This is a genomic window from Solibacillus merdavium, assembly GCF_014836935.1.
Lineage (GTDB): Bacteria > Bacillota > Bacilli > Bacillales_A > Planococcaceae > Solibacillus > Solibacillus ferritrahens.
Map to the genome: position 1 here is coordinate 295,831 of NZ_JACSPW010000001.1, position 19,653 is coordinate 315,483.

Below are 19,653 nucleotides of genomic sequence, written 5' to 3' on the forward strand. Positions count from 1 at the left end.
AAACAAATGATGAAAAAGAAAGGTCTTATGCTTTCTTCTGTATTTGCTACTGCGTTAGTATTAGCTGCTTGTGGAGGGGACGATACAGAAACTACAAATGAAAAACCGGTTGAAAAGGAAGGCACTGCAACAGAAGATACTAAAAATGACGGTGCTACTACAGCCGAAGCACCTACATTACCAGAAGAAGTAACAAACGATGGTGAAGTTATTCAAGGCGGTACTTTAAAGTTCGCTTTAGTAACAGACACTCCATTCTCAGGAGTTTTGTTAGCTGAATTATACGAAAATGGTTATGACGCTGATATTATGGACTTTATGACAAACTCTATTTTTGCTACAGATGGTGACTTCTTAATTACTGATGAAGGTATCGCAAAATTAGATGTTGACGCTGATAACAATAAAGTTACAGTAACAATACAACATGATGTTAAGTGGTCGGATGGTACGCCATTAACTGCTGATGACGTTATTTATGCATATGAAATTATTGGTCACCCAGATTATACAGGTATCCGTTTTGATGCTGACTTCCAAAACATTATCGGTGCTACAGAATACAAATCAGGCAAAGCAGATTCGATCTCAGGTATTAAAAAGATTGATGACAAAACTGTAGAAATTTCTATGACTAAAGTTTCACCAGCAATTTACTCTGGTGGTGATGGTTTATGGGGTTATGCAGCGCCTAAACATTACTTAGAAACAACACCAGTCAAAGATTTAATTTCTTCACCACAAGTTCGTAAAGCTCCAGTAACTTTAGGTGCTTTCAAATTAGACAAATTAATTGACGGTGAATCTGTTCAGTTCGTAGCCAACGAGCACTACTGGAAAGGTAAACCGAAATTAGATAAAGTTGTATTGCAAGTAGTACCTCCAACTTCTATCGGTGAAGCATTACGTACTGGTCAATATGATATGGCATCATCTTATCCGACTAATCAGTATGACGGCGTAAAAGATTTAGAAAACTTAACAGTTTTAGCTCGTCCAGAGTTAGCATACTCTTATATTGGTTTCAAACTTGGTAAATGGGATAAAGCTGCAGGTGATGCAGGTTTAAACATTACTGATGAAAATGCAAAAATGAACGATGCTAAGTTACGTCAAGCTGTTGCTTATGCAATGGATATCGAGCAAGTTGGAGAGCGCTTCTACCAAGGCTTACGTTCTCGTGCAACATCATTAATTCCACCGGCGTTCGCATCATTCCATGACAACACTTTAGAAGGATATAACTATGATCCTGAAAAAGCGAAAGCATTATTGGAAGAAGCAGGTTATAAAGACGTTGATGGCGATGGTATCCGTGAAGATAAAAATGGTGAGAAATTTGCAATCCGTTTAGCGAGTATGTCAGGTTCAGATACTGACGAAGCAATCGTAGAGTACTACCGTCAAAACTGGAAAGCTGTAGGTTTAGATGTACAGTTAACTACTGGGCGCCTAATCGAGTTCAACAGCTTCTACGATAAAGTAAAAGCAGATGATCCAGAAATCGATATGTTTATGGCAGCTTGGGGTACAGGTACGAACCCATCACCACTAGGTTTATACGGTGAAGCTTCTGCATTCAACTACAGCCGTTTCGTAACACCTGAACTACAAACTTTATTAGCAGATATCGACTCAAAAGAAGCGATTGATGCAGGTTACCGTGCTGATGCATTCCGTAAATGGGAAGAGTACATGTTTGAGCAAGCAACAACAGTTCCAATGTACTTCCGTACAGAAATCATCCCTGTTAACAAACGTGTGAAACAATACAATGTTAACTACGCAAATGATTCAATGGATAATTTACATTTACTTGAAGTAACAGCTGAAGACCCAATTAAATAATCTTTAGCACAAAGAGAGCCGCTTAGAATAATTTTCTAAGCGGCTCTTTGTATTTAAATAAACATCTATACAATTTCATAAAAAATAGACGGAAAAATTCCAGGAAGATTTTTAGCTATTTTTTCAACTGCATAACGACTGCTTCATCAGGTGTAACATAAAGTGTTTTTTGTTCAAAATAAATCACAAATCCGGGTTTTGCACCATTTGGTTTTTTTACATGGCGGATTTCAGTATAATCTACTGGAACCGAAGACGAATCACGTGCTTTTGAGAAATAAGCACTTAATACCGCGGCTTCTTTCAATGTTGTTTCATCCGGATTTTCAGAATGAATGACAACATGTGAGCCTGGAATATCCTTCGTATGCAGCCAGGTTTCATTACGCTTCCCAATTTTGAATGTCAAATAATCATTTTGCTTATTATTTTTGCCCACAGAAATGGGTACTCCCGTTGAAGAAATAAACTTTTCAGGATCTGGTTTCGTCGGTTTCTTCTTACGTTTCGCTTGGCGAATACGAAGTAATCCCTGTTCAGCAAGTTCTTCGCGAATTTCTTCAATGTCAGAAGGAGAAGCCTGCTGTACTTGCTGTGTAAGCATTTCTAAATAGTTGATATCTTCGGCTGCTTTTTTCTTCTGTTCCTCTATCATAATTAAGGCTGTTTTTGCCTTATTGTATTTCGTGTAGTAACTTTGTGCATTTTCAATCGGTGTTTTCCTTGGGCTGATTGGAATTCTAACTGTCTCCGCATTTTCACTATAGTAGTTCTCTACATCTACAAACTCCGCACCTTTTGAAAAATTATAAAGGTTTGCCATTAATAACTCTCCGTAAAGTTGGAACTGATCCAAGTTTTGTGCACGTTCGTAATCTTTTTGGAGCTTTTTTTGTTTGAGTTTTAATTTGTTTAATTCATTTTGCAGCCAGCGTTCCAAATCACCGGCCTGCTGCTTCACACGGTCACGTTTGGCACGGGCAAAAAATACTCGGTCCAGTAATTCGCCTAGCGTTTCATATATTGTTGAGACACCGGATAGATGTGTCAAATTGGTAGGTGAAAAATAAATTTTACCTTCTTGCTCCATATAGGTTGGCTGAGCGCTTGTTGCAATTTCATTCATTAGCTGTCGGCAGGCCGTAACTGCATCCGTTGTGGATAAACGATATAATAATTCGGCAGCATGGAGAGGAGAAAAACCTGCAAAATGCTCAATTATTTCCTTCGTCGTTACTTCCTTAGAAAAGAACTGCTTAATTTCTTCATCTGATAAACTAGTAAGCGCAATCTTTTGCTGTTTTGGTGGCGCAATATACTGCTGACCAGGCAAAACAGTTCGGAAGCTGTTCATCGATGGGGGTAAATGTTTTAAACTATCGATAATCGTATCTGTTTTAGCATCGATTAATAATAAATTACTGTGACGTCCCATAATTTCGATAATAAGTTTTCGCTTTACTGCGTCACCTATTTCGTTTTTGCTATCTATTTCCAGTGTAATTACTCGTTCAAAGCCATCTTGAACAACAGACTGAATAAACCCGCCTTCAAGATGTTTGCGTAAAAGCATGCAAAACATAGGGGGGTCTGAAGGGTTTTCTATAGATTGATTAGTTAGGTGAACACGTGAGTATGAAGGGTGAATAGAAAATAATAACTTCACGTTTTGACCGGCTGCACGGATTTGTAATACGACTTCAAGTGCATTCGGCTGATAAATTTTTGTAATTCGTCCAGATGTTAAGTTTTGTAATTCCTTGCTCATTGAACGAGTAAATAGTCCGTCAAATGCCATCTCTATGCCTCTTTCATTAAATAAGTCTATTTGATTATTTTATCATACCATTTTTTCATTCAATTCTGTAGTTGCTCCAATATACTGTAATGATAATTAAACATTTATTAAAAAGATAAAAACTATTTTATTACAACCTAACTATGATAAAATATGTTTCTATACAATAAACGTTAAAGCAATATATGTAGAACATATGCTATAATTGAAACAATATGTAAAGAAGGATGTGACGAACCTTGGTACGCAGTATGACCGGATTCGGCAGGGGGGTCACAACAACGAAAAACTTTCAACTGACTGTTGAGATTCGTGCTGTGAATCATCGTTTTTTAGAAATTAATACTAAGTTTCCAAAAGAATGGATGGAATCTGAAGTTATAGCCAAAAAAATGTTGTCGGATACTATTTCCCGTGGGAAAATAGATGTTATCATTTTTTTGAAGGAGCTTCATGATACACAACAAACAATCCATATTAATTGGTCGCTGCTTAATTCTTTCCTTCAGGCAAAAGAAGAATTGTCCCAGACGGTTCCGATGCAGGAAAAATGGACAATGCAAGAAATTGTAAGTCTTGAACAAGTGCTTCAAGTGGAAAAGGTAGAGCTCCAGCAGGAGGAAATCGTTGAAGCTGTAAAAAGTGCTTTGTCTGAAGCCATTACAAACTTGATTGCCATGCGTGAACGCGAAGGACAGGGCTTAGAGGGCGTAATGTTACAGTATAAAGCAGAGCTTGAAGCGCAAATTGCACATATAAGACGAAGTGCGCCACTTGCTGTTGAAAAATATCGGAATCGTTTAATGAATCGATTGGAAGAAGTAGCGATTGGGCAAACTTTAGATGACCGCCTGCTTACAGAAGTTGCGATTTTTGCAGAGAGAATTGATATTACAGAAGAGCTGGATCGTCTGGATAGTCATTTTAATCAGTTAACAGAAACGCTAAACGAACGAGTTGCAATTGGTCGGAAGCTTGACTTCATCATGCAGGAAATGAACCGTGAGATTAATACAATAGGTTCAAAAAATCAATCAACCGATTGTTCAGCTGCAGTTGTGCAAGCTAAAACAATTTTAGAAAAAATGCGAGAACAGGTTCAAAATATTGAATGAAATAAAGGAGTTACTTATGAAGAAACAACGTGGATTATTAATTGTTTTATCTGGTCCATCAGGTGTGGGAAAAGGTACGGTACGTAAAGAACTTTTTTCGCAGCCTGATACAAATTACGAATACTCGATTTCGATGACAACACGTAATCCTCGCGAAGGCGAAGTAGATGGTGTAGACTATTTCTTTAGAACACGTGAGGAATTCGAAGTATTAATCGAGCAAGGAGGGTTACTTGAACATGCAGAGTTTGTCGGCAATTACTACGGTACACCGCTTGCATACGTACAAGAAACACTAGAAGCCGGGCGCGATGTCTTTTTGGAAATCGAAGTTCAGGGAGCAGCCCAAATTCGTGAGAAAGCACCAGATGCGTTGTTTATCTTTTTAGCACCACCAAGCATAACAGAACTTGAGCAACGTTTAGTTGGACGTGGTACGGAAACAGAAGATGTCATCGCCCGTCGTATTGCAACCGCTCGTGAAGAAGTCGAAATGATGAGTTTATACGATTATGTTGTAGAAAACGACCAAGTTCATAATGCATGTGATAAAATTAATGCAATCATTGTAGCAGAACACTGCCGTCGTGAACGTGTAGAAAAACGCTATTTGTCAATGTTGAGAGGAGAATGAAACCATGTTATACCCATCAGTGGATAAATTAAAAAAACAAATCGATTCTAAGTATTCTTTAGTGAGCTTAGCATCAAAACGCGCCCGCCAAATGCAAGAAGAGGGTGGCGAGCATTTAAGCTCATATGTTTCTTATAAGCCAGTAGGAAAAGCATTGGAAGAGGTAGCTGCTGGTAAGCTGCGTAAAGTTCAGCAAGATGCTTCTACTGTTTATGAAGACGAAATTTAGTTTTTGCGCATAATCGAATAATTTTTGAGTAGAAGCTCCCTAAGAATCTTTCTTTGGGAGCTTATCCTTTGAAAGGACGGTTAAAGTGATGAAGAAAAACAATGTATTACTGTGTGTTTCCGGTGGAATAGCCGTTTATAAAGCTGTGGCGTTAGTAAGTAAGCTGTCACAGGCAGGGTTTAATGTAAAAGTAATAATGACGGCATCTGCGCAAAAGTTTGTTACACCTTTAAGCTTTCAAGTGATGTCAAAAAATGATGTGTTTTATGATACTTTTGATGAAAAAGATTCAAATGTCATTGCCCATATCGATTTAGCAGATTGGGCAGATTTAATCATCGTGGCACCAGCAACAGCAAATGTTATTGCTAAAATGGCACATGGAATGGCTGATGATATGTTGACGACTACACTTCTGGCAACTACTGCTCCAGTCTGGGTAGCACCCGCGATGAATGTACATATGTATGAGCATCCAGCAGTTCTACGCAATATCAATCAACTACATGAAGATGGCATTCGCTTTATCGAGCCGTCTGAAGGATTTTTAGCATGTGGGTATGTTGGAAAAGGTCGTTTGGAAGAGCCGGAGAAAATTACAGAACTTGTAGTGAATCATTTTTATCATCAATTAGGAAGCGATGAACAATGAAATTTGCACAAGTAATCGTCGATGTTTCAGCTTATCCGGTGGACCGTCCGTTTGATTATTTAATACCGGAAGATTGGGAAGAATTAATCGATTTGGGGTGTCGAGTAAAAGTACCATTTGGGCCACGGAATGTACTCGGTTTTGTCGTAGGTATTACGTCCGAGTCTGAAGTGCCAGTAGAAAAAGTGAAGCCGATCACCGAAATACTTGATATAGAATCGATTTTAACAGAGGAAATGCTCAGTTTGGGAAAATGGCTAAAGCACCAAACAATCTGTTACGAAATTGATGCTCTGCAAGTAATGCTGCCAGGTGCTTTGCGGGCAAAGTATGAAAAGTATGCAGTCTTAAATGGGGAACCTTCACATTTACCAGCAATACTTCAGCCATACTATTTGAAAACAGCAAAAGTCAATTTATCTCATTTTGAAAAAGCAAATTTATTAAAACCGATAAAGCGTGCAGTTAAAGATGGTCTTATAATTATCGACAATGAAGTGAAACAAAAAGGGCAAGTTAAGCAAATACGGAAAGTCCAAATACATTCCCAGGAACAATTGGAAAATGTATTGCAGCAAATAGGTAAACGTGCACCGAAGCAAGTAGCGTTAGTCGAATGGATGATGCAGCATGCGGGGGAAATCTTATTGCCTGATGATATTTGCGAAGCAGTGCATATTACAAATAGTGTCTTGAATAGTGTCATTGATAAAGGTGCTGCAGCGTATATTCAAGAGGAAGTATATCGTGATCCGTTCACAAAAAATGTTGAGAAAACTGAATTTCTACAGCTAACAGATGAACAGGATCATGCTCTATCTAAAATTATTGCTGCTATAGATGATCAGCGCCAGGAAACGTTTCTCCTGCACGGTATTACAGGTAGCGGGAAAACAGAAGTGTACTTGCAGGCGATTCAACGTACTATCGCTGATGGAAAAGAATCAATCGTATTAGTACCTGAGATTTCACTGACACCCCAAATGACAGAGCGTTTTAAATCACGTTTCGGCGATGAAGTAGCTGTAATGCATAGTGGGTTATCTGTTGGTGAAAAATATGATGAATGGCGAAAAGTACAACAAGGAAAAGTAAAGGTTGTCGTTGGAGCTCGTTCAGCTATTTTCGCGCCTTTTAAAAATTTAGGATTAATTATTCTGGATGAAGAGCATGAGTCCACATATAAGCAGGAAGATTCACCTCGTTATCATGCTAGGGATGTAGCAATCTGGCGTGGGAAATATTATAACTGTCCGGTTATTTTAGGTAGTGCGACGCCTGCTTTGGAATCTTTTGCGCGGGCGAAAAAAGGTGTATATACATTGCTTACATTAGCCCATCGTGCGAAAAACCAAGCATTGCCTACAGTTCGTATTGTAGATATGCGTGAACAACTGCAGGCGGGAAATCGCTCAATGTTTTCCGAACCATTAATGGAGGCCTTGCAGGATCGACTGGATAAAAAAGAACAAACCGTGCTTTTTTTAAACCGCAGAGGGTACTCTTCCTTTGTTTTATGTCGTGATTGCGGAACAACCGTACAATGTCCGAACTGTGATATTTCCTTAACATATCATCGTTATCAGGAAAAGCTGAAATGCCATTATTGCGGTCATGATGAATACATTCCGGAAACTTGTCCTGAATGCCAAAGTGAAAACATTCGTTATTTTGGAACAGGTACACAGAAGGTAGAAGAGGAAATTTATAAATTGTTTCCTGAAGCACGTGTACTGCGAATGGACGTAGACACGACAAGGCAAAAAGGGGCACATGAAAAAATGCTCGATGCATTTGGGCGCGGGGAAGCGGACATTCTGCTCGGTACACAAATGATTGCAAAAGGTTTGGATTTCCCAAATATTACGTTAGTCGGGGTTTTAAGTGCAGATACTTCCCTCCATTTACCGGATTACCGGGCGGCAGAAAAGACGTTTCAGCTTATGACCCAAGTAAGTGGACGAGCAGGGCGCCATGAAAAATTAGGTGAAGTATTTGTACAGACGTATACGCCCGATCATTATGCGATCCAGTTATCGAAAGATCAGGATTATACACCGTTTTACGAACGGGAAATGCATGCCAGGCATATAGCGGGATATCCACCGTATTATTATATTGCGCTTGTTCAAGTTTCTCACGAAGATGTGATGCTTGCTGCAGAATATGCAGGACGTGTAGCGGAATATTTGCGAGAGAATTTATCATTTAATGTTTCGGTGATTGGGCCAACGACTGCCAGTATTGCCCGGCTCCAAAATAGATATCGCTATCAATGTTTGATAAAATATAAAGTAGAGCCTCAATTAATTCCAGTCCTTTTACAGCTTATTAAGCTGTATCGCTCGGAATGGATAAAAAAAGGCATTGTGCTGACAGTTGATTTAGATCCAACAATGATCTAATGCATATAGAAAGAGGTAGTAGAAATGGCTATTAAAGAAGTAGTAAAAAACCCAGCGAATGTATTATCGCAAGTAACAAAAGAAGTAGAAGTGATTGATGAAAGTACGATTCAGCTTCTGGATGATTTATATGACACAATGGTCGAAAACGATGGAGTTGGAATCGCGGCACCTCAGATCAACGTAGGCTTACGAGTAGCGATTGTGGAATTAGGTGAAGATATTCTTGAAATGATTAACCCAATTGTACTTGAAACCCGAGGTGAAGCAGAAGATGTGGAAGGCTGCTTAAGCTTCCCTGACCTTTTTGGTATGGTAAAGCGACCAACTTACGTAAAAATTGAAGCATCTGATCGTGAAGGCCGTGTATATGAGCTTGAAGCGGAAGATTTTGAAGCACGCTGTATATTGCATGAAATCGATCATTTAGATGGTGTATTATTTGATTCCAAAATGACGCGGGTGTTGACAGACGAAGAAATAGAAGAGCTGTACGCGGATGTTGAGGAGGAATAATCGATGACAAAAATCGTATTTATGGGAACGCCTGCCTTTTCAGCGCCAATTTTGCGTATGCTTCATGAAGAAGGCTATGATGTTCTAGCTGTTGTTACTCAACCGGACAGACCTGTAGGGCGGAAAAAAGTATTGACGCCACCACCTGTAAAAGAAGAAGCACTAGCATTAGGCTTACCAATAATTCAACCTGAAAAGTTGCGCGGTTCGAAGGAGCTTGAAGAAATTTTAGCATTAAACCCGGATTTAGTCGTAACAGCTGCATTCGGTCAAATTTTACCGAAAGAACTTCTTGAAGCCCCACGACTAGGCTGTATTAATGTACATGCCTCTCTTTTACCTTTATATCGAGGCGGGGCACCAATTCACCAGTCGATTATCGATGGTCAGTCAAAAACGGGTGTGACGATTATGTATATGGCGGAAAAGCTTGATGCAGGAGATATCATTTCCCAAAGCGAAATTGCAATTGAAGATACGGATCATACAGGCAGTATGTTTGAAAAGCTTAGTATGGTCGGTCGTCAATTATTAAAAGAAACAATGCCTTCGATTATTGATGGGACGAATGAACGCATCGTTCAAGATGAATCGCTTGTGACATATGCTCGCAATATTAGCCGTGAGCAGGAGTTGATTGATTGGAATAATGATGCACGTGCATTGTATAATCAAGTGCGCGGACTACATCCATGGCCAGTAGCATATACAACTTTTGAAGGGGCTAATTTTAAAATTTGGTGGGCAAAAGTTGGGGATACTACAACGAATGCGACACCAGGAGCAGTAGTGAAAATAGCAAAAGATTACTTCGAAGTTGCAACAGGTGATGGAAATACCTTGGCACTATATGATGTCCAGCCAGCCGGGAAAAAACGTATGACCGCAGAAGAATATTTACGTGGAACGGGCTCGAAATTACAGATTGGGGACCGTTTTGAATGAGTAAAAATAAAAAAAAGCAAGAAATTTGGGATGGCAATGTACGGGATGCGGCTTTGACGATTTTATTAACGGTCGATAAAAGCCAAGCCTACAGTAATTTATTATTACACCAAACGATTGAAAAATATAAAATAGAAGCAAAAGATCGCGGCCTGTTAACCGAGCTGACATATGGAACTTTACAGTATAAGCTGACACTGGATTATTATTTAGAACCCTTTATTCATGGCAAGGTTGATATTTGGGTTCGTTGGCTGCTCCGCATGTCGCTGTATCAAATGCATTACCTAACACGTATTCCGGCACATGCTGCAGTTAATGAAGCTGTGGAAATTGCAAAACGTCGTGGTCATAAAGGAATTGCATCAATGGTAAATGGAATTTTACGTTCCATTTTACGAGAGGGTGTTCGTTCGACAGATTTAATTGAAGATGCTAATGAGCGTTTAGCTGTGGAAACGAGTCATCCACAGTGGTTAGTCAATCGTTGGGTTGAAAGCTATGGCTATGAACAGACGCGTGAAATGCTTCTTGAAAACAATATTGCACCGTTGCAAACTGTGCGAGTAAATACGACGAAAGCAACTGTTGAACAGGTTTTGACAACACTTGAGCGTGAAGGTGTAAAAGCGCGTCGCAGTGAATTTATGCCTGAGTGTATACATCTGGAAAGTGGTCAAGCAGCACGAACAGGAGCTTTCCGAAATGGACTTATTACGATTCAGGATGAAAGCTCAATGCTACCGGCAAAAGTACTGAATCCACAGCCGGGCATGAAGGTGCTGGATATGTGTGCAGCTCCTGGCGGGAAAACGACGCATTTAGCGGAAGTGATGAAAAATGAAGGCTCAATTTTAGCGACCGATCTACATGTAAAAAAATTGGATTTAATCGATGAGAATGTTGCACGTTTAGGATTGAATATTATCGAAACAGCACCGCTTGATGGAAGAAAGGCAGCTAACTTATTAGCGAAAGAAAGCTATGATGCAATACTTGTTGATGCCCCTTGTTCAGGACTTGGTGTAATGCGACGTAAACCGGATATTAAATATACGAAGCGCGAAGAAGATTTGGAAAGTTTACAAACAATCCAGCTAGCAATTTTAAATAATGCAGTACAGCTACTAAAGCAAAACGGACGATTAGTGTACTCAACGTGTACAGTTGACCGGAGAGAAAATGAAGGCACGGTACAAGCCTTCCTAAAAGAGCATCCTGAAATGAATTTGGAGCCAATAGAAAATTTACCAGAACAACTAAAAGCGAAACAACAGAACGGGATGCTGCAAGTATTCCCACAAGATATCGGTAGTGACGGATTTTTCGTTGCTGCATTCGTAAAAAAAGGAGCGTCCAATTAACTAATGGAGCAAGAACAATTAAAACAATTTGATGAACGAATTCAGGATTTAGTGGAAGAAACAACAGATAAACCAGTACGTCGTGTGAAAAAGGAAAAACCTCAGTTAAAACCTTCAATCTATTCATTGCGTCTGGATGAAATGAAAGAATGGTTAACATCGAATGGGGAAAAAGCCTTCCGTGCAGGGCAAATTTATGAATGGCTTTATGAAAAGCGTGTTCAAACATTTGAGGATATGTCAAACTTGCCGAAAGCATTACGTGAAAAGCTAGAGGCTGAATTTGCTTTAACTACGCTTTCAACAATTATTAAACAGGAGTCGAAAGACGGCACTATTAAGTTTTTATTCCAATTGCAAGATGGTTATTCAATCGAAACGGTATTAATGCGTCATGATTACGGAAATTCAATCTGTGTAACGACTCAAGTAGGCTGCCGGATTGGCTGTACATTCTGTGCTTCAACGTTAGGCGGTTTAAAACGCCACTTAATGGCTGGCGAAATTGTTGAGCAAGTTGTAAAAGTGCAGCAGCAATTGGATGAAACAGATGAACGTGTATCATCAATCGTAATTATGGGAATCGGTGAGCCATTTGATAACTATGATGCGATGATGAACTTCCTGAAAATCATGAATGATGACAAAGGTCTAAATATCGGTGCACGTCATATTACCGTTTCGACATCTGGTATCGTACCGAAAATTTATGAATTCGCCGATGAAGGCATGCAAATTAACTTTGCTGTATCACTTCACGCGCCAAATCAGGAAGCTCGCCAAAAACTAATGCCGATTGCAAAAGCATATAAATTAGAAGATCTGATGGAAGCGGTAAAATATTATACGAAGAAATCTGGACGCCGTGTAACGTTTGAATATGGCCTAATGTCCGGAGAAAATGACACAGAAGAAGTAGCGTTAGAACTTGCCAAGCTTATTAAAAATATTAAATGTCATGTCAACTTAATCCCTATTAACTACGTGCCGGAGCGCGATTATATTCGTACGTCACGCAGTAAGATTTTTGCCTTTGAAAAAACGCTTAAAGAGCAAGGTATTAACGTAACAATTCGTCGTGAGCAAGGTGCTGATATTGCAGCTGCTTGTGGCCAGTTACGTGCACAGGAACGATCACACGAAACAAAGTAGGTGGACTATAGTGAACTTTACAGTGGAAAGTGATATTGGGTTAAAGCGAAAAATAAATGAAGATCGGGCCGCGTTTTTTGAGCGTCCCGATCATTTTAAGCTTGCAATTTTAGCAGATGGTATGGGTGGACATAATGCAGGTGATGTTGCGAGTGAAATGGCCATCACGGAAATGCACAGGCTTTTTAAACTGGTGGATGCAGAAGATTTTGCATCGAAACAATTAAAGTTGGAATGGTTACGCAATGCGGTTTCACATATTAATCAAAAAATTTATCAATATTCCTTAACACATGAAAATTGTCAAGGTATGGGAACGACGATGATTGCGGCGCTGCTTGATGAAAATGAATGCCTTATTAGTCATGTAGGCGATAGTCGCGTTTACCATTTTGCAGATGAAGAAGTAAAGTTAGTAACAAGAGATCATTCTTATGTAAATATTTTATTAGAAAATGGGGAAATTAGTGAAGAAGAGGCAATAAATCATCCTCAGAAAAATTTTATTTTAAAAGCATTAGGTACAGAAATTTCAATTGAACCAGATTTTTATGAATTGACTTTATCGAATGAAGCCTACTTACTCATTTGTTCAGATGGTCTAAGCAATAAGCTAACGACAACAGAAATGGCCACAATTATTTCGCCCCAAATCTCCATAGAGGAAAAGGGGAAAAAATTAGTGCAACTGGCAAATGACCGTGGTGGCGAAGATAATATTTCCCTTATTTTAATGACAACGGTGCAGGAGGTGTAGCAATGCTTGTAGGAAAACATATAAGTGGCCGTTATAAGATATTACAATTAATTGGCGGAGGCGGTATGTCAAATGTGTATTTAGCACATGACATTATTTTAGGTCGTGATGTCGCGATCAAAATTTTACGCTATGATTTAGCAAATGAAGAAGAATTGCACCGTCGTTTTCAGCGTGAGGCATTGTCCGCTACAAGTTTAACAAATCCTAATATCGTTAGCATTTATGATGTTGGCGAAGATGGAGATATGCACTATATTGTTATGGAATATATTAAAGGGAAAACATTGAAACAATACATACAGGAGTTTTCACCTTTATCAGCAGCGCGCAGTGTTCATATTATGAAACAGCTCACTTCTGCGATGGCACATGCACATGAAAATGGCATTATTCACCGGGATATTAAGCCGCAAAATATATTAATGGATGAAGAAGGCAATGTGAAAATTACCGATTTCGGGATAGCGACATCGCTTGGAGCCACAAGCTTCACTCAAACAAATTCTGTCATAGGGACGGTTCATTATTTATCGCCGGAGCAGGCGCGTGGCGGCATTGCAACGATGAAATCCGATATTTATGCACTTGGTATCGTGTTATATGAGCTGTTAACAGGGGAATTGCCATTTTCAGGTGAATCAGCTGTATCAATTGCCTTAAAGCACTTACAGACAGAAACACCTTCTGTTAGAGAATTTGATGCGAGCATTCCGCAAAGTGTAGAAAATATCGTATTAAAAGCAACTTCAAAAGATGCAAATCACCGTTACAATAACGCAGAAGAAATGGAAGAAGATTTAGATACTTGTTTATCTATTCAACGAGTGAATGAACCTAAATTTGTACCACCTGTAGATAATGGTGCAACAAAGCTGATCCCAATCATAAAAGACCCTAAACCTGTAGTAGCACCCGTTCAACAACCATCTACAGGATTGACTGAAGAAACAGTACGCATGGAGTCAAAACCGACAATAGAACCGCAAGAGCAGAAGAAAAAAAAGAAGAAAAAATGGCCGTTAATTGTCGGCATATTAGCTGCTTTAGCGATAATTTTTACCGTCATTGCATTTATGATGACCCCGAATAAAGTCGTGATAGAAGATGTGACAAACGAAACATTAGAGGATGCCATCCGTATTTTACAGGAACAAGGCTTTGTTATTGGCGAACAAGAGGAACGTAATTCTGAAGATATTGAAGCCGGTAAAATCATTGAAACAAATCCGATTGCCGGTCGAGAAAGAGAAAAAGGTTCGGAAATTGATTTAATTGTCAGCATTGGGAAAGCACCTACCTCTATGACGGATTTTGTAGGGATTCAACGGGATCAAGCTATACCTCTCTTAGAGGAAGGTGGCTTTAAGGACTACAAATTTGAAGAGGTGTATTCTTCTGATCATGTACCAGGCGAAATTATTGAGCAAACACCAGAAGCTGGAGAAGAAGTACTCTTCAATGAAACGGATGTCGTATTGACGGTTAGTAAAGGAAAAGAAGTTGTAGAGGTTCGAAATTTACTTACTTTTAACGAAGCCAACCGCAAAGAATACGAACTTAGTTCAGGTTTTAAAGTGAATGTAACAGGTGAGGAACATTCGGATAAACCAGTCGGAGAAGTAATTAGTCAAACACCAAAGGCAGGCACAAAGCTTGAAAAGGGTGGAACGATTAATGTAGTAGTGTCTAAAGGTCCACAGGCGAAAAAAGAAAAGTCATATAGAGATACTATCGAAATTCCGTACGAACCGACCGAAGAAGGTATGGAACAAACGGTAACGATATATATTCAGGATAAAACACGTTCGTTGGTTGAGCCTGTAGAGACATTTACGATTACCCAAAACACGATGTATCAAATTGAACTATTTATTGTGGAAGGTGATAAAGCAGCCTACCGAATTGATCGTGATAACAGTGTCATCGAAAATAAAACAATTACGTACGAAGAATTAGTGGAATAGAGGAGGAATTGGATGGCGAAAGCCCAAATTCGAAAAGCATTAAGTGGTTATTATTATGTTGAAAAAGAAGGCGAATTAATTCAATGCCGTGGACGTGGGATTTTCCGTAATCGCGGAGAATCTCCACTTGTCGGTGACTTTGTAGAATATTCGTATGATGGAGAATCGGATGGTTCTATTGATAAAATTCTGGAACGACAAAATGAGCTAGTTCGACCACCGATTGCGAATGTTGACCAGGCATTACTTGTATTTTCTGCAAAAGAGCCTGATTTTAATACGGTTCTGCTTGACCGATTTTTAGTCGTGCTCGAATCGTTCCAAGTACAACCGATTATTATTTTAACGAAAATAGATTTATTGAATGATGCAGAACGTGCGCATTTACAAACATATATCGACGACTATAAAGAAATTGGTTATGAGATTATTGAAACATACATTGATGATCCAACATTACTGGAGAAAATCAAACCATTCTTGCAAGAAAAGACATCAGTGCTTGCGGGACAATCAGGTGTTGGAAAATCAACCTTATTAAATACATTACTTCCTGAATTGGATTTGAAGACAGGCATTATTTCAAAAAGCTTAGGGCGCGGGAAACATACAACACGCCATGTTGAACTAATTGAAGTTTGTGGCGGGTTGTTGGCGGATACACCAGGGTTTAGTTCATTTGATTTTGAAATGATAGAAAAAGAAGAGCTGACATCTTGTTTACCGGAGTTCGAGCGAATCAGCGAGAATTGTAAGTTCCGTGGGTGCCTACATATTAAGGAGCCGAAATGTGCGGTAAAACAAGCGGTAGAAGCTGGTGAAATTCGCTCGTACCGTTACGAGCATTACGAACAAATTTTACAAGAAATTATCGATCGAAAGCCGAGGTATTAGACATGATTAAAATTGCACCATCGATTTTAGCAGCAGATTTCGCAAAGCTGGGGCAAGAAGTGAAGGAAGTAGAAGCGGCAGGAGCAGAATTGATTCATATCGATGTAATGGACGGTCATTTTGTACCGAATATTTCATTCGGTGCGATTGCATTGGAAGCGATTCGCCCACTATCAACTTTACCGATGGACGTACATTTAATGATTGAAAATCCAGACCAATATATTGAGCAATTTGCTAAAGCAGGCGCGGATTATATTACTGTTCATGTGGAAGCATGTAGACATCTGCACCGCACAATCCAATTGATCCGCTCTTACGGTGTAAAGCCGGGTGTCGTGTTAAATCCACATACGCCGATTGAAACGATTCAGCATATTTTGGAAGATGTAGATATGGTATTATTTATGACTGTAAATCCCGGCTTTGGCGGACAAAAGTTCATCGAATCGGTAGTGCCAAAAGTAGCGGCATTATCCAAAATTATTAAAGAACGCGGTTTAAATATCGAAATTGAAATTGATGGTGGCATTAACGCAGAAACTATTGTTCCGTGTGCTAAAGCAGGAGCAACGGTCTTTGTAGCAGGCTCAGCTATTTACAGTAAAGAAGATCGCGCACAGGCTTTACAGGAAATTAAACAGGCAGGACTAGCGGCAATCCAGTGATTGTAGCAATCTGCTCAGGCGGCCCCATAGATGAGGTCGCCTTTTCTTTAATGCCTGATAAATGGATAGGGGTAGACCGGGGTGCTTTATATTTAATTGACGAAGGCATTTACCCGAACCATATTGTAGGGGATTTTGATTCAGTCACAGCGGGGGAATTTGCGCGAATCTCCGAAGTTATTGATCATATTGAACAATTTCAGGCAGAAAAGGACGAAACAGATACAGATTTGGCATTGCAAAAAGCAATAACCTTTGAGCCGACGGAAGTATTGTTGACGGGTGTTACAGGTGGTCGTTTAGATCATTATGAAGCGACATTACGATCAGTATTTTTAATGCAGCAACAATATCCTCATATAGTATTTAAAATTATTAATTTACAAAATACTATTCAATTTTTACTCCCGGGCACACATATGCTGGAACAATCCGATTATTCATATGTTTCCTTTTTTGCATATGGCAAGACACTTCAAAATGTTACTTTGCGCGGTGTTAAATATGAAACAGTGAATGAATTGATTGAGCAAGGCACATCTCGTTTTACAAGTAATGAAATAATAGGCGAAGGGTCTATTTCATTTACGGGTGGCATATGTTTAATGATAAAGAGTAAAGATTAAGGAGGAACAACACTGAAAGTTTATACATTTCAAATGCCGAAATGGTTAAGTGGGGTAGCGAGAGGCTGTGTGAAGTTGTTTCGTAGAGAAAAGAAAGAAAAATAAAGTTCCTGACTACAGCTCATAAAGATTGGGGGCTGTAGTTTTTTTTTGCATAAAAATAGAGTACCAGCAAAAGAGCCGATACTCTATACGCGATTAAACGCGTTCGATTTTACCTGATTTTAAAGCACGAGCAGAAACCCATACACGTTTAGGCTTACCGTCAACTAAGATACGAACTTTTTGAAGGTTAGCACCCCAAGTACGTTTGTTAGCGTTCATAGCGTGTGAACGGTTGTTGCCTGTACGAGCTTTACGGCCAGTAATTACGCATTGTTTTGGCATTGTAAAATTCCTCCTTACAGCTGAATCTGAAATCTTTATTTCAGTTCGTTATTTCACATACCATAATAATTTAACATACCAAAGCAATGAGTGCAAGACATTTTACATAACCTTTCAAGAAAAAAACCTTTACACCATATTTAAAATTATAGATTAAAAATTCTTGATAAAAGGTAATAGAATATATGAAAAAATATATTTTATTGGGGGAAATTTACATGAAAAAATGTATGGTCATTATAAATCCGTCTTCAGGAAAAGAGAAAGCGTTAGAATACGAAAAAAAAATTATTGCCCAGTTACATAATTATGAAGTGGTGATGAAAGAAACAACGGGTGAAGGGGACGCGACCAAACATGCTAAAAAGGCATGTGATGAGCACTATGATACTGTGATTTTAGTAGGTGGAGATGGAACATTAAATGAGGGGATTAACGGTATTGCTGAACAGCCGCATAGACCGGTTGTCGGAATTGTCCCATTAGGAACAGTTAATGACTTTGCACGTGCGCTAAATATTTCCCTCAATCCGGATGAAGCTATAGCTTTACTTGGAGGACGTACAAGAAAGGCGGATATCGGTAAGGTAAATAATAAATATTTTACAAACATTATTGCCATCGGTTCATTGGCGGAAGCAGTTGGAGAAGTATCGGTAGAGCAAAAAACATCACTTGGTGCACTCGCCTATTTATTGGAGGGCGTAAAAGCAGCGATCGAAAATGACTCTTGCAATATAGAAATAACAGCAAACGGACAAACTTATAAAGAAGATATAATGCTTTTTATATGTGTGTTAACCAACTCTGTCGGCAGCTTCCGACAAATCAATGAAGACGCTGACACGTCGGATGGTCTACTGCACGGTTTTATCGTGAAAAGCACTAATACATTACAGGTAGTCGGTACAGCAAAAAATCTCATAACTGGAAATCATGAGAAGGACGATAATATTACTAAATTTGATGCACAAGAAATTCAAATTAATGCAGATGAAGCACTTCCTTTAAATGTTGATGGTGACTTAATTAGTCAATTGCCGGCGAAAATTACAGTTTTGCATAATCATATCGAATTTTATTGTAATAATTAGCAATTATTAATTATGCTCCCGTATAACAATTGGATTTTGTCGAATACTAGATTATCAAGTTTGAACAACTCCATAAAGGAATGGAATGGAAATTTTTTAAATAAAAAAATTGAAGTTTGGTAAAAAGATGACTTCAAGCTAGACGTGGATGAACGTTTTCTTTTATAATCAACTTTTGTGTAGTACAATATAGATTAGTTAAATAGAGCCAAGGGGGCATTCACTATGTCAGTAGAATTAAATAACGAATTCGGTCATATTGATATTTCCAATGATGTTATTGCTCAAATTGCTGGTGGAGCAGCGATTGAATGTTATGGCATTGTAGGCATGGCATCAAAACATCAAATTCGTGATGGATTAACAGATATTTTACGAAAAGAGAATTTTGCTAAAGGTGTGCTCATCCGCCAAGAAGGTGATGACTTACATATTGATATGTACATTATTGTAAGCTACGGTACAAAAATTTCTGAAATCGCTTATCAAGTACAATCAAAAGTAAAATATACAGTAAATAAAACATTAGGTATGAGCGTTAAATCAGTCAATATTTTTGTACAGGGCGTTCGTGTTGCGAATGTGTAAGAGGAGGAAATGAA

Annotated in this window: 18 protein-coding genes and 1 pseudogene; 17 read left to right on the forward strand and 2 right to left on the reverse strand. The window is 38.9% G+C overall.

Annotated elements, in window-relative coordinates; genetic code table 11:
* The first annotated feature begins 6 nt into the window (after positions 1-6).
* Positions 7-1,848, forward strand: a complete 1,842-nt coding sequence (locus H9632_RS01345; RefSeq protein ID WP_191702332.1) for an oligopeptide ABC transporter substrate-binding protein — start codon at positions 7-9, stop codon at positions 1,846-1,848.
* 115 nt (positions 1,849-1,963) lie between these two features.
* Here H9632_RS01345 and H9632_RS01350 read toward each other — a convergent pair whose 3' ends face one another.
* Entirely contained in the window at positions 1,964-3,646 is a 1,683-nt protein-coding gene (locus tag H9632_RS01350) for an Rqc2 family fibronectin-binding protein (protein WP_191702333.1), read from the reverse strand.
* A 239-nt stretch (positions 3,647-3,885) separates the two neighbouring features.
* Here H9632_RS01350 and H9632_RS01355 point away from each other — a divergent pair, with 239 nt between their 5' ends.
* The 14 genes and pseudogenes from H9632_RS01355 (at position 3,886) to H9632_RS01420 (ending at position 17,570) form a co-directional block, all read left to right on the forward strand.
* Positions 3,886-4,761: a YicC/YloC family endoribonuclease gene (locus H9632_RS01355; RefSeq protein ID WP_191702334.1), complete on the forward strand. Its 876-nt coding sequence runs from the start codon at positions 3,886-3,888 to the stop codon at positions 4,759-4,761.
* Positions 4,762-4,777: 16 nt separating this feature from the next.
* Positions 4,778-5,395 (forward strand): guanylate kinase, encoded by a 618-nt coding sequence (gene gmk, locus H9632_RS01360; protein WP_191702335.1) that lies wholly within the window; start codon positions 4,778-4,780, stop codon positions 5,393-5,395.
* A 4-nt stretch (positions 5,396-5,399) separates the two neighbouring features.
* Positions 5,400-5,624 carry a DNA-directed RNA polymerase subunit omega gene (rpoZ, locus tag H9632_RS01365; protein WP_008403352.1) on the forward strand — a complete coding sequence of 75 codons (225 nt, stop codon included), beginning with the start codon at positions 5,400-5,402 and terminating at the stop codon, positions 5,622-5,624.
* Positions 5,625-5,712: 88 nt separating this feature from the next.
* Positions 5,713-6,246 (forward strand): annotated as a pseudogene (coaBC, locus tag H9632_RS01370) (bifunctional phosphopantothenoylcysteine decarboxylase/phosphopantothenate--cysteine ligase CoaBC); the annotation flags it as partial.
* Between the two features lie 26 nt (positions 6,247-6,272).
* Positions 6,273-8,681 (forward strand): primosomal protein N', encoded by a 2,409-nt coding sequence (gene priA / locus H9632_RS01375; protein ID WP_191702337.1) that lies wholly within the window; start codon positions 6,273-6,275, stop codon positions 8,679-8,681.
* A gap of 24 nt (positions 8,682-8,705) precedes the next feature.
* Positions 8,706-9,197, forward strand: a complete 492-nt coding sequence (gene def, locus H9632_RS01380) for a peptide deformylase (protein WP_191702338.1) — start codon at positions 8,706-8,708, stop codon at positions 9,195-9,197.
* A gap of 3 nt (positions 9,198-9,200) precedes the next feature.
* Positions 9,201-10,142 carry a methionyl-tRNA formyltransferase gene (gene fmt / locus H9632_RS01385; RefSeq protein WP_191702339.1) on the forward strand — a complete coding sequence of 314 codons (942 nt, stop codon included), beginning with the start codon at positions 9,201-9,203 and terminating at the stop codon, positions 10,140-10,142.
* On the forward strand, positions 10,139-11,506 hold the full coding sequence (rsmB, locus tag H9632_RS01390; RefSeq protein WP_191702340.1) for a 16S rRNA (cytosine(967)-C(5))-methyltransferase RsmB: 1,368 nt from the start codon (positions 10,139-10,141) through the stop codon (positions 11,504-11,506). The genes fmt and rsmB overlap by 4 nt, the downstream gene beginning before the upstream one ends.
* Before the next feature lie 3 nt (positions 11,507-11,509).
* Positions 11,510-12,658 carry a 23S rRNA (adenine(2503)-C(2))-methyltransferase RlmN gene (gene rlmN / locus H9632_RS01395; protein WP_191702341.1) on the forward strand — a complete coding sequence of 383 codons (1,149 nt, stop codon included), beginning with the start codon at positions 11,510-11,512 and terminating at the stop codon, positions 12,656-12,658.
* Between the two features lie 10 nt (positions 12,659-12,668).
* On the forward strand, positions 12,669-13,415 hold the full coding sequence (locus H9632_RS01400; protein ID WP_191702342.1) for a Stp1/IreP family PP2C-type Ser/Thr phosphatase: 747 nt from the start codon (positions 12,669-12,671) through the stop codon (positions 13,413-13,415).
* Positions 13,416-13,417: 2 nt separating this feature from the next.
* Entirely contained in the window at positions 13,418-15,382 is a 1,965-nt protein-coding gene (pknB, locus tag H9632_RS01405) for a Stk1 family PASTA domain-containing Ser/Thr kinase (RefSeq protein WP_191702343.1), read from the forward strand.
* A gap of 12 nt (positions 15,383-15,394) precedes the next feature.
* On the forward strand, positions 15,395-16,276 hold the full coding sequence (gene rsgA, locus H9632_RS01410; protein ID WP_191702344.1) for a ribosome small subunit-dependent GTPase A: 882 nt from the start codon (positions 15,395-15,397) through the stop codon (positions 16,274-16,276).
* Positions 16,277-16,278: 2 nt separating this feature from the next.
* Complete coding sequence (gene rpe, locus H9632_RS01415) at positions 16,279-16,944, forward strand: ribulose-phosphate 3-epimerase (RefSeq protein ID WP_191702345.1); 666 nt, start codon at positions 16,279-16,281, stop codon at positions 16,942-16,944.
* Positions 16,941-17,570, forward strand: a complete 630-nt coding sequence (locus H9632_RS01420) for a thiamine diphosphokinase (RefSeq protein WP_191702346.1) — start codon at positions 16,941-16,943, stop codon at positions 17,568-17,570. The genes rpe and H9632_RS01420 overlap by 4 nt, the downstream gene beginning before the upstream one ends.
* Before the next feature lie 198 nt (positions 17,571-17,768).
* Here the strand turns inward: H9632_RS01420 and rpmB are convergent, their stop codons facing one another.
* The gene (rpmB, locus tag H9632_RS01425) at positions 17,769-17,957 is read right to left on the reverse strand and encodes a 50S ribosomal protein L28 (protein ID WP_004227417.1); all 189 of its coding nucleotides are present in this window, start codon (positions 17,955-17,957) and stop codon (positions 17,769-17,771) included.
* Positions 17,958-18,175: 218 nt separating this feature from the next.
* Here rpmB and H9632_RS01430 point away from each other — a divergent pair, with 218 nt between their 5' ends.
* Both H9632_RS01430 and H9632_RS01435 read left to right on the forward strand, forming a co-directional pair.
* Positions 18,176-19,051, forward strand: coding sequence for a diacylglycerol/lipid kinase family protein (locus H9632_RS01430; RefSeq protein WP_191702347.1), 876 nt, complete (start codon positions 18,176-18,178; stop codon positions 19,049-19,051).
* A gap of 225 nt (positions 19,052-19,276) precedes the next feature.
* A complete protein-coding gene (locus H9632_RS01435; RefSeq protein ID WP_008403339.1) occupies positions 19,277-19,639 on the forward strand; it encodes an Asp23/Gls24 family envelope stress response protein in 363 nt (120 codons plus the stop codon).
* The last annotated feature ends 14 nt before the right edge of the window (positions 19,640-19,653 follow it).

Excerpts from the sequence above, each read along its gene's own strand:
- H9632_RS01350 (WP_191702333.1), bottom strand. The coding sequence starts at position 3,646 with ATGGCATTTGACGGACTATTTACTCGTTCAATGAGCAAGGAATTACAA.
- priA (WP_191702337.1), top strand. The coding sequence starts at position 6,273 with ATGAAATTTGCACAAGTAATCGTCGATGTTTCAGCTTATCCGGTGGAC.
- H9632_RS01435 (WP_008403339.1), top strand. The coding sequence starts at position 19,277 with ATGTCAGTAGAATTAAATAACGAATTCGGTCATATTGATATTTCCAAT.
- rpoZ (WP_008403352.1), top strand. The coding sequence starts at position 5,400 with ATGTTATACCCATCAGTGGATAAATTAAAAAAACAAATCGATTCTAAG.
- rlmN (WP_191702341.1), top strand. The coding sequence starts at position 11,510 with ATGGAGCAAGAACAATTAAAACAATTTGATGAACGAATTCAGGATTTA.
- H9632_RS01430 (WP_191702347.1), top strand. The coding sequence starts at position 18,176 with ATGAAAAAATGTATGGTCATTATAAATCCGTCTTCAGGAAAAGAGAAA.
- def (WP_191702338.1), top strand. The coding sequence starts at position 8,706 with ATGGCTATTAAAGAAGTAGTAAAAAACCCAGCGAATGTATTATCGCAA.
- rsgA (WP_191702344.1), top strand. The coding sequence starts at position 15,395 with ATGGCGAAAGCCCAAATTCGAAAAGCATTAAGTGGTTATTATTATGTT.
- rpmB (WP_004227417.1), bottom strand. The coding sequence starts at position 17,957 with ATGCCAAAACAATGCGTAATTACTGGCCGTAAAGCTCGTACAGGCAAC.
- rpe (WP_191702345.1), top strand. The coding sequence starts at position 16,279 with ATGATTAAAATTGCACCATCGATTTTAGCAGCAGATTTCGCAAAGCTG.
- pknB (WP_191702343.1), top strand. The coding sequence starts at position 13,418 with ATGCTTGTAGGAAAACATATAAGTGGCCGTTATAAGATATTACAATTA.
- fmt (WP_191702339.1), top strand. The coding sequence starts at position 9,201 with ATGACAAAAATCGTATTTATGGGAACGCCTGCCTTTTCAGCGCCAATT.
- H9632_RS01345 (WP_191702332.1), top strand. The coding sequence starts at position 7 with ATGATGAAAAAGAAAGGTCTTATGCTTTCTTCTGTATTTGCTACTGCG.
- gmk (WP_191702335.1), top strand. The coding sequence starts at position 4,778 with ATGAAGAAACAACGTGGATTATTAATTGTTTTATCTGGTCCATCAGGT.
- rsmB (WP_191702340.1), top strand. The coding sequence starts at position 10,139 with ATGAGTAAAAATAAAAAAAAGCAAGAAATTTGGGATGGCAATGTACGG.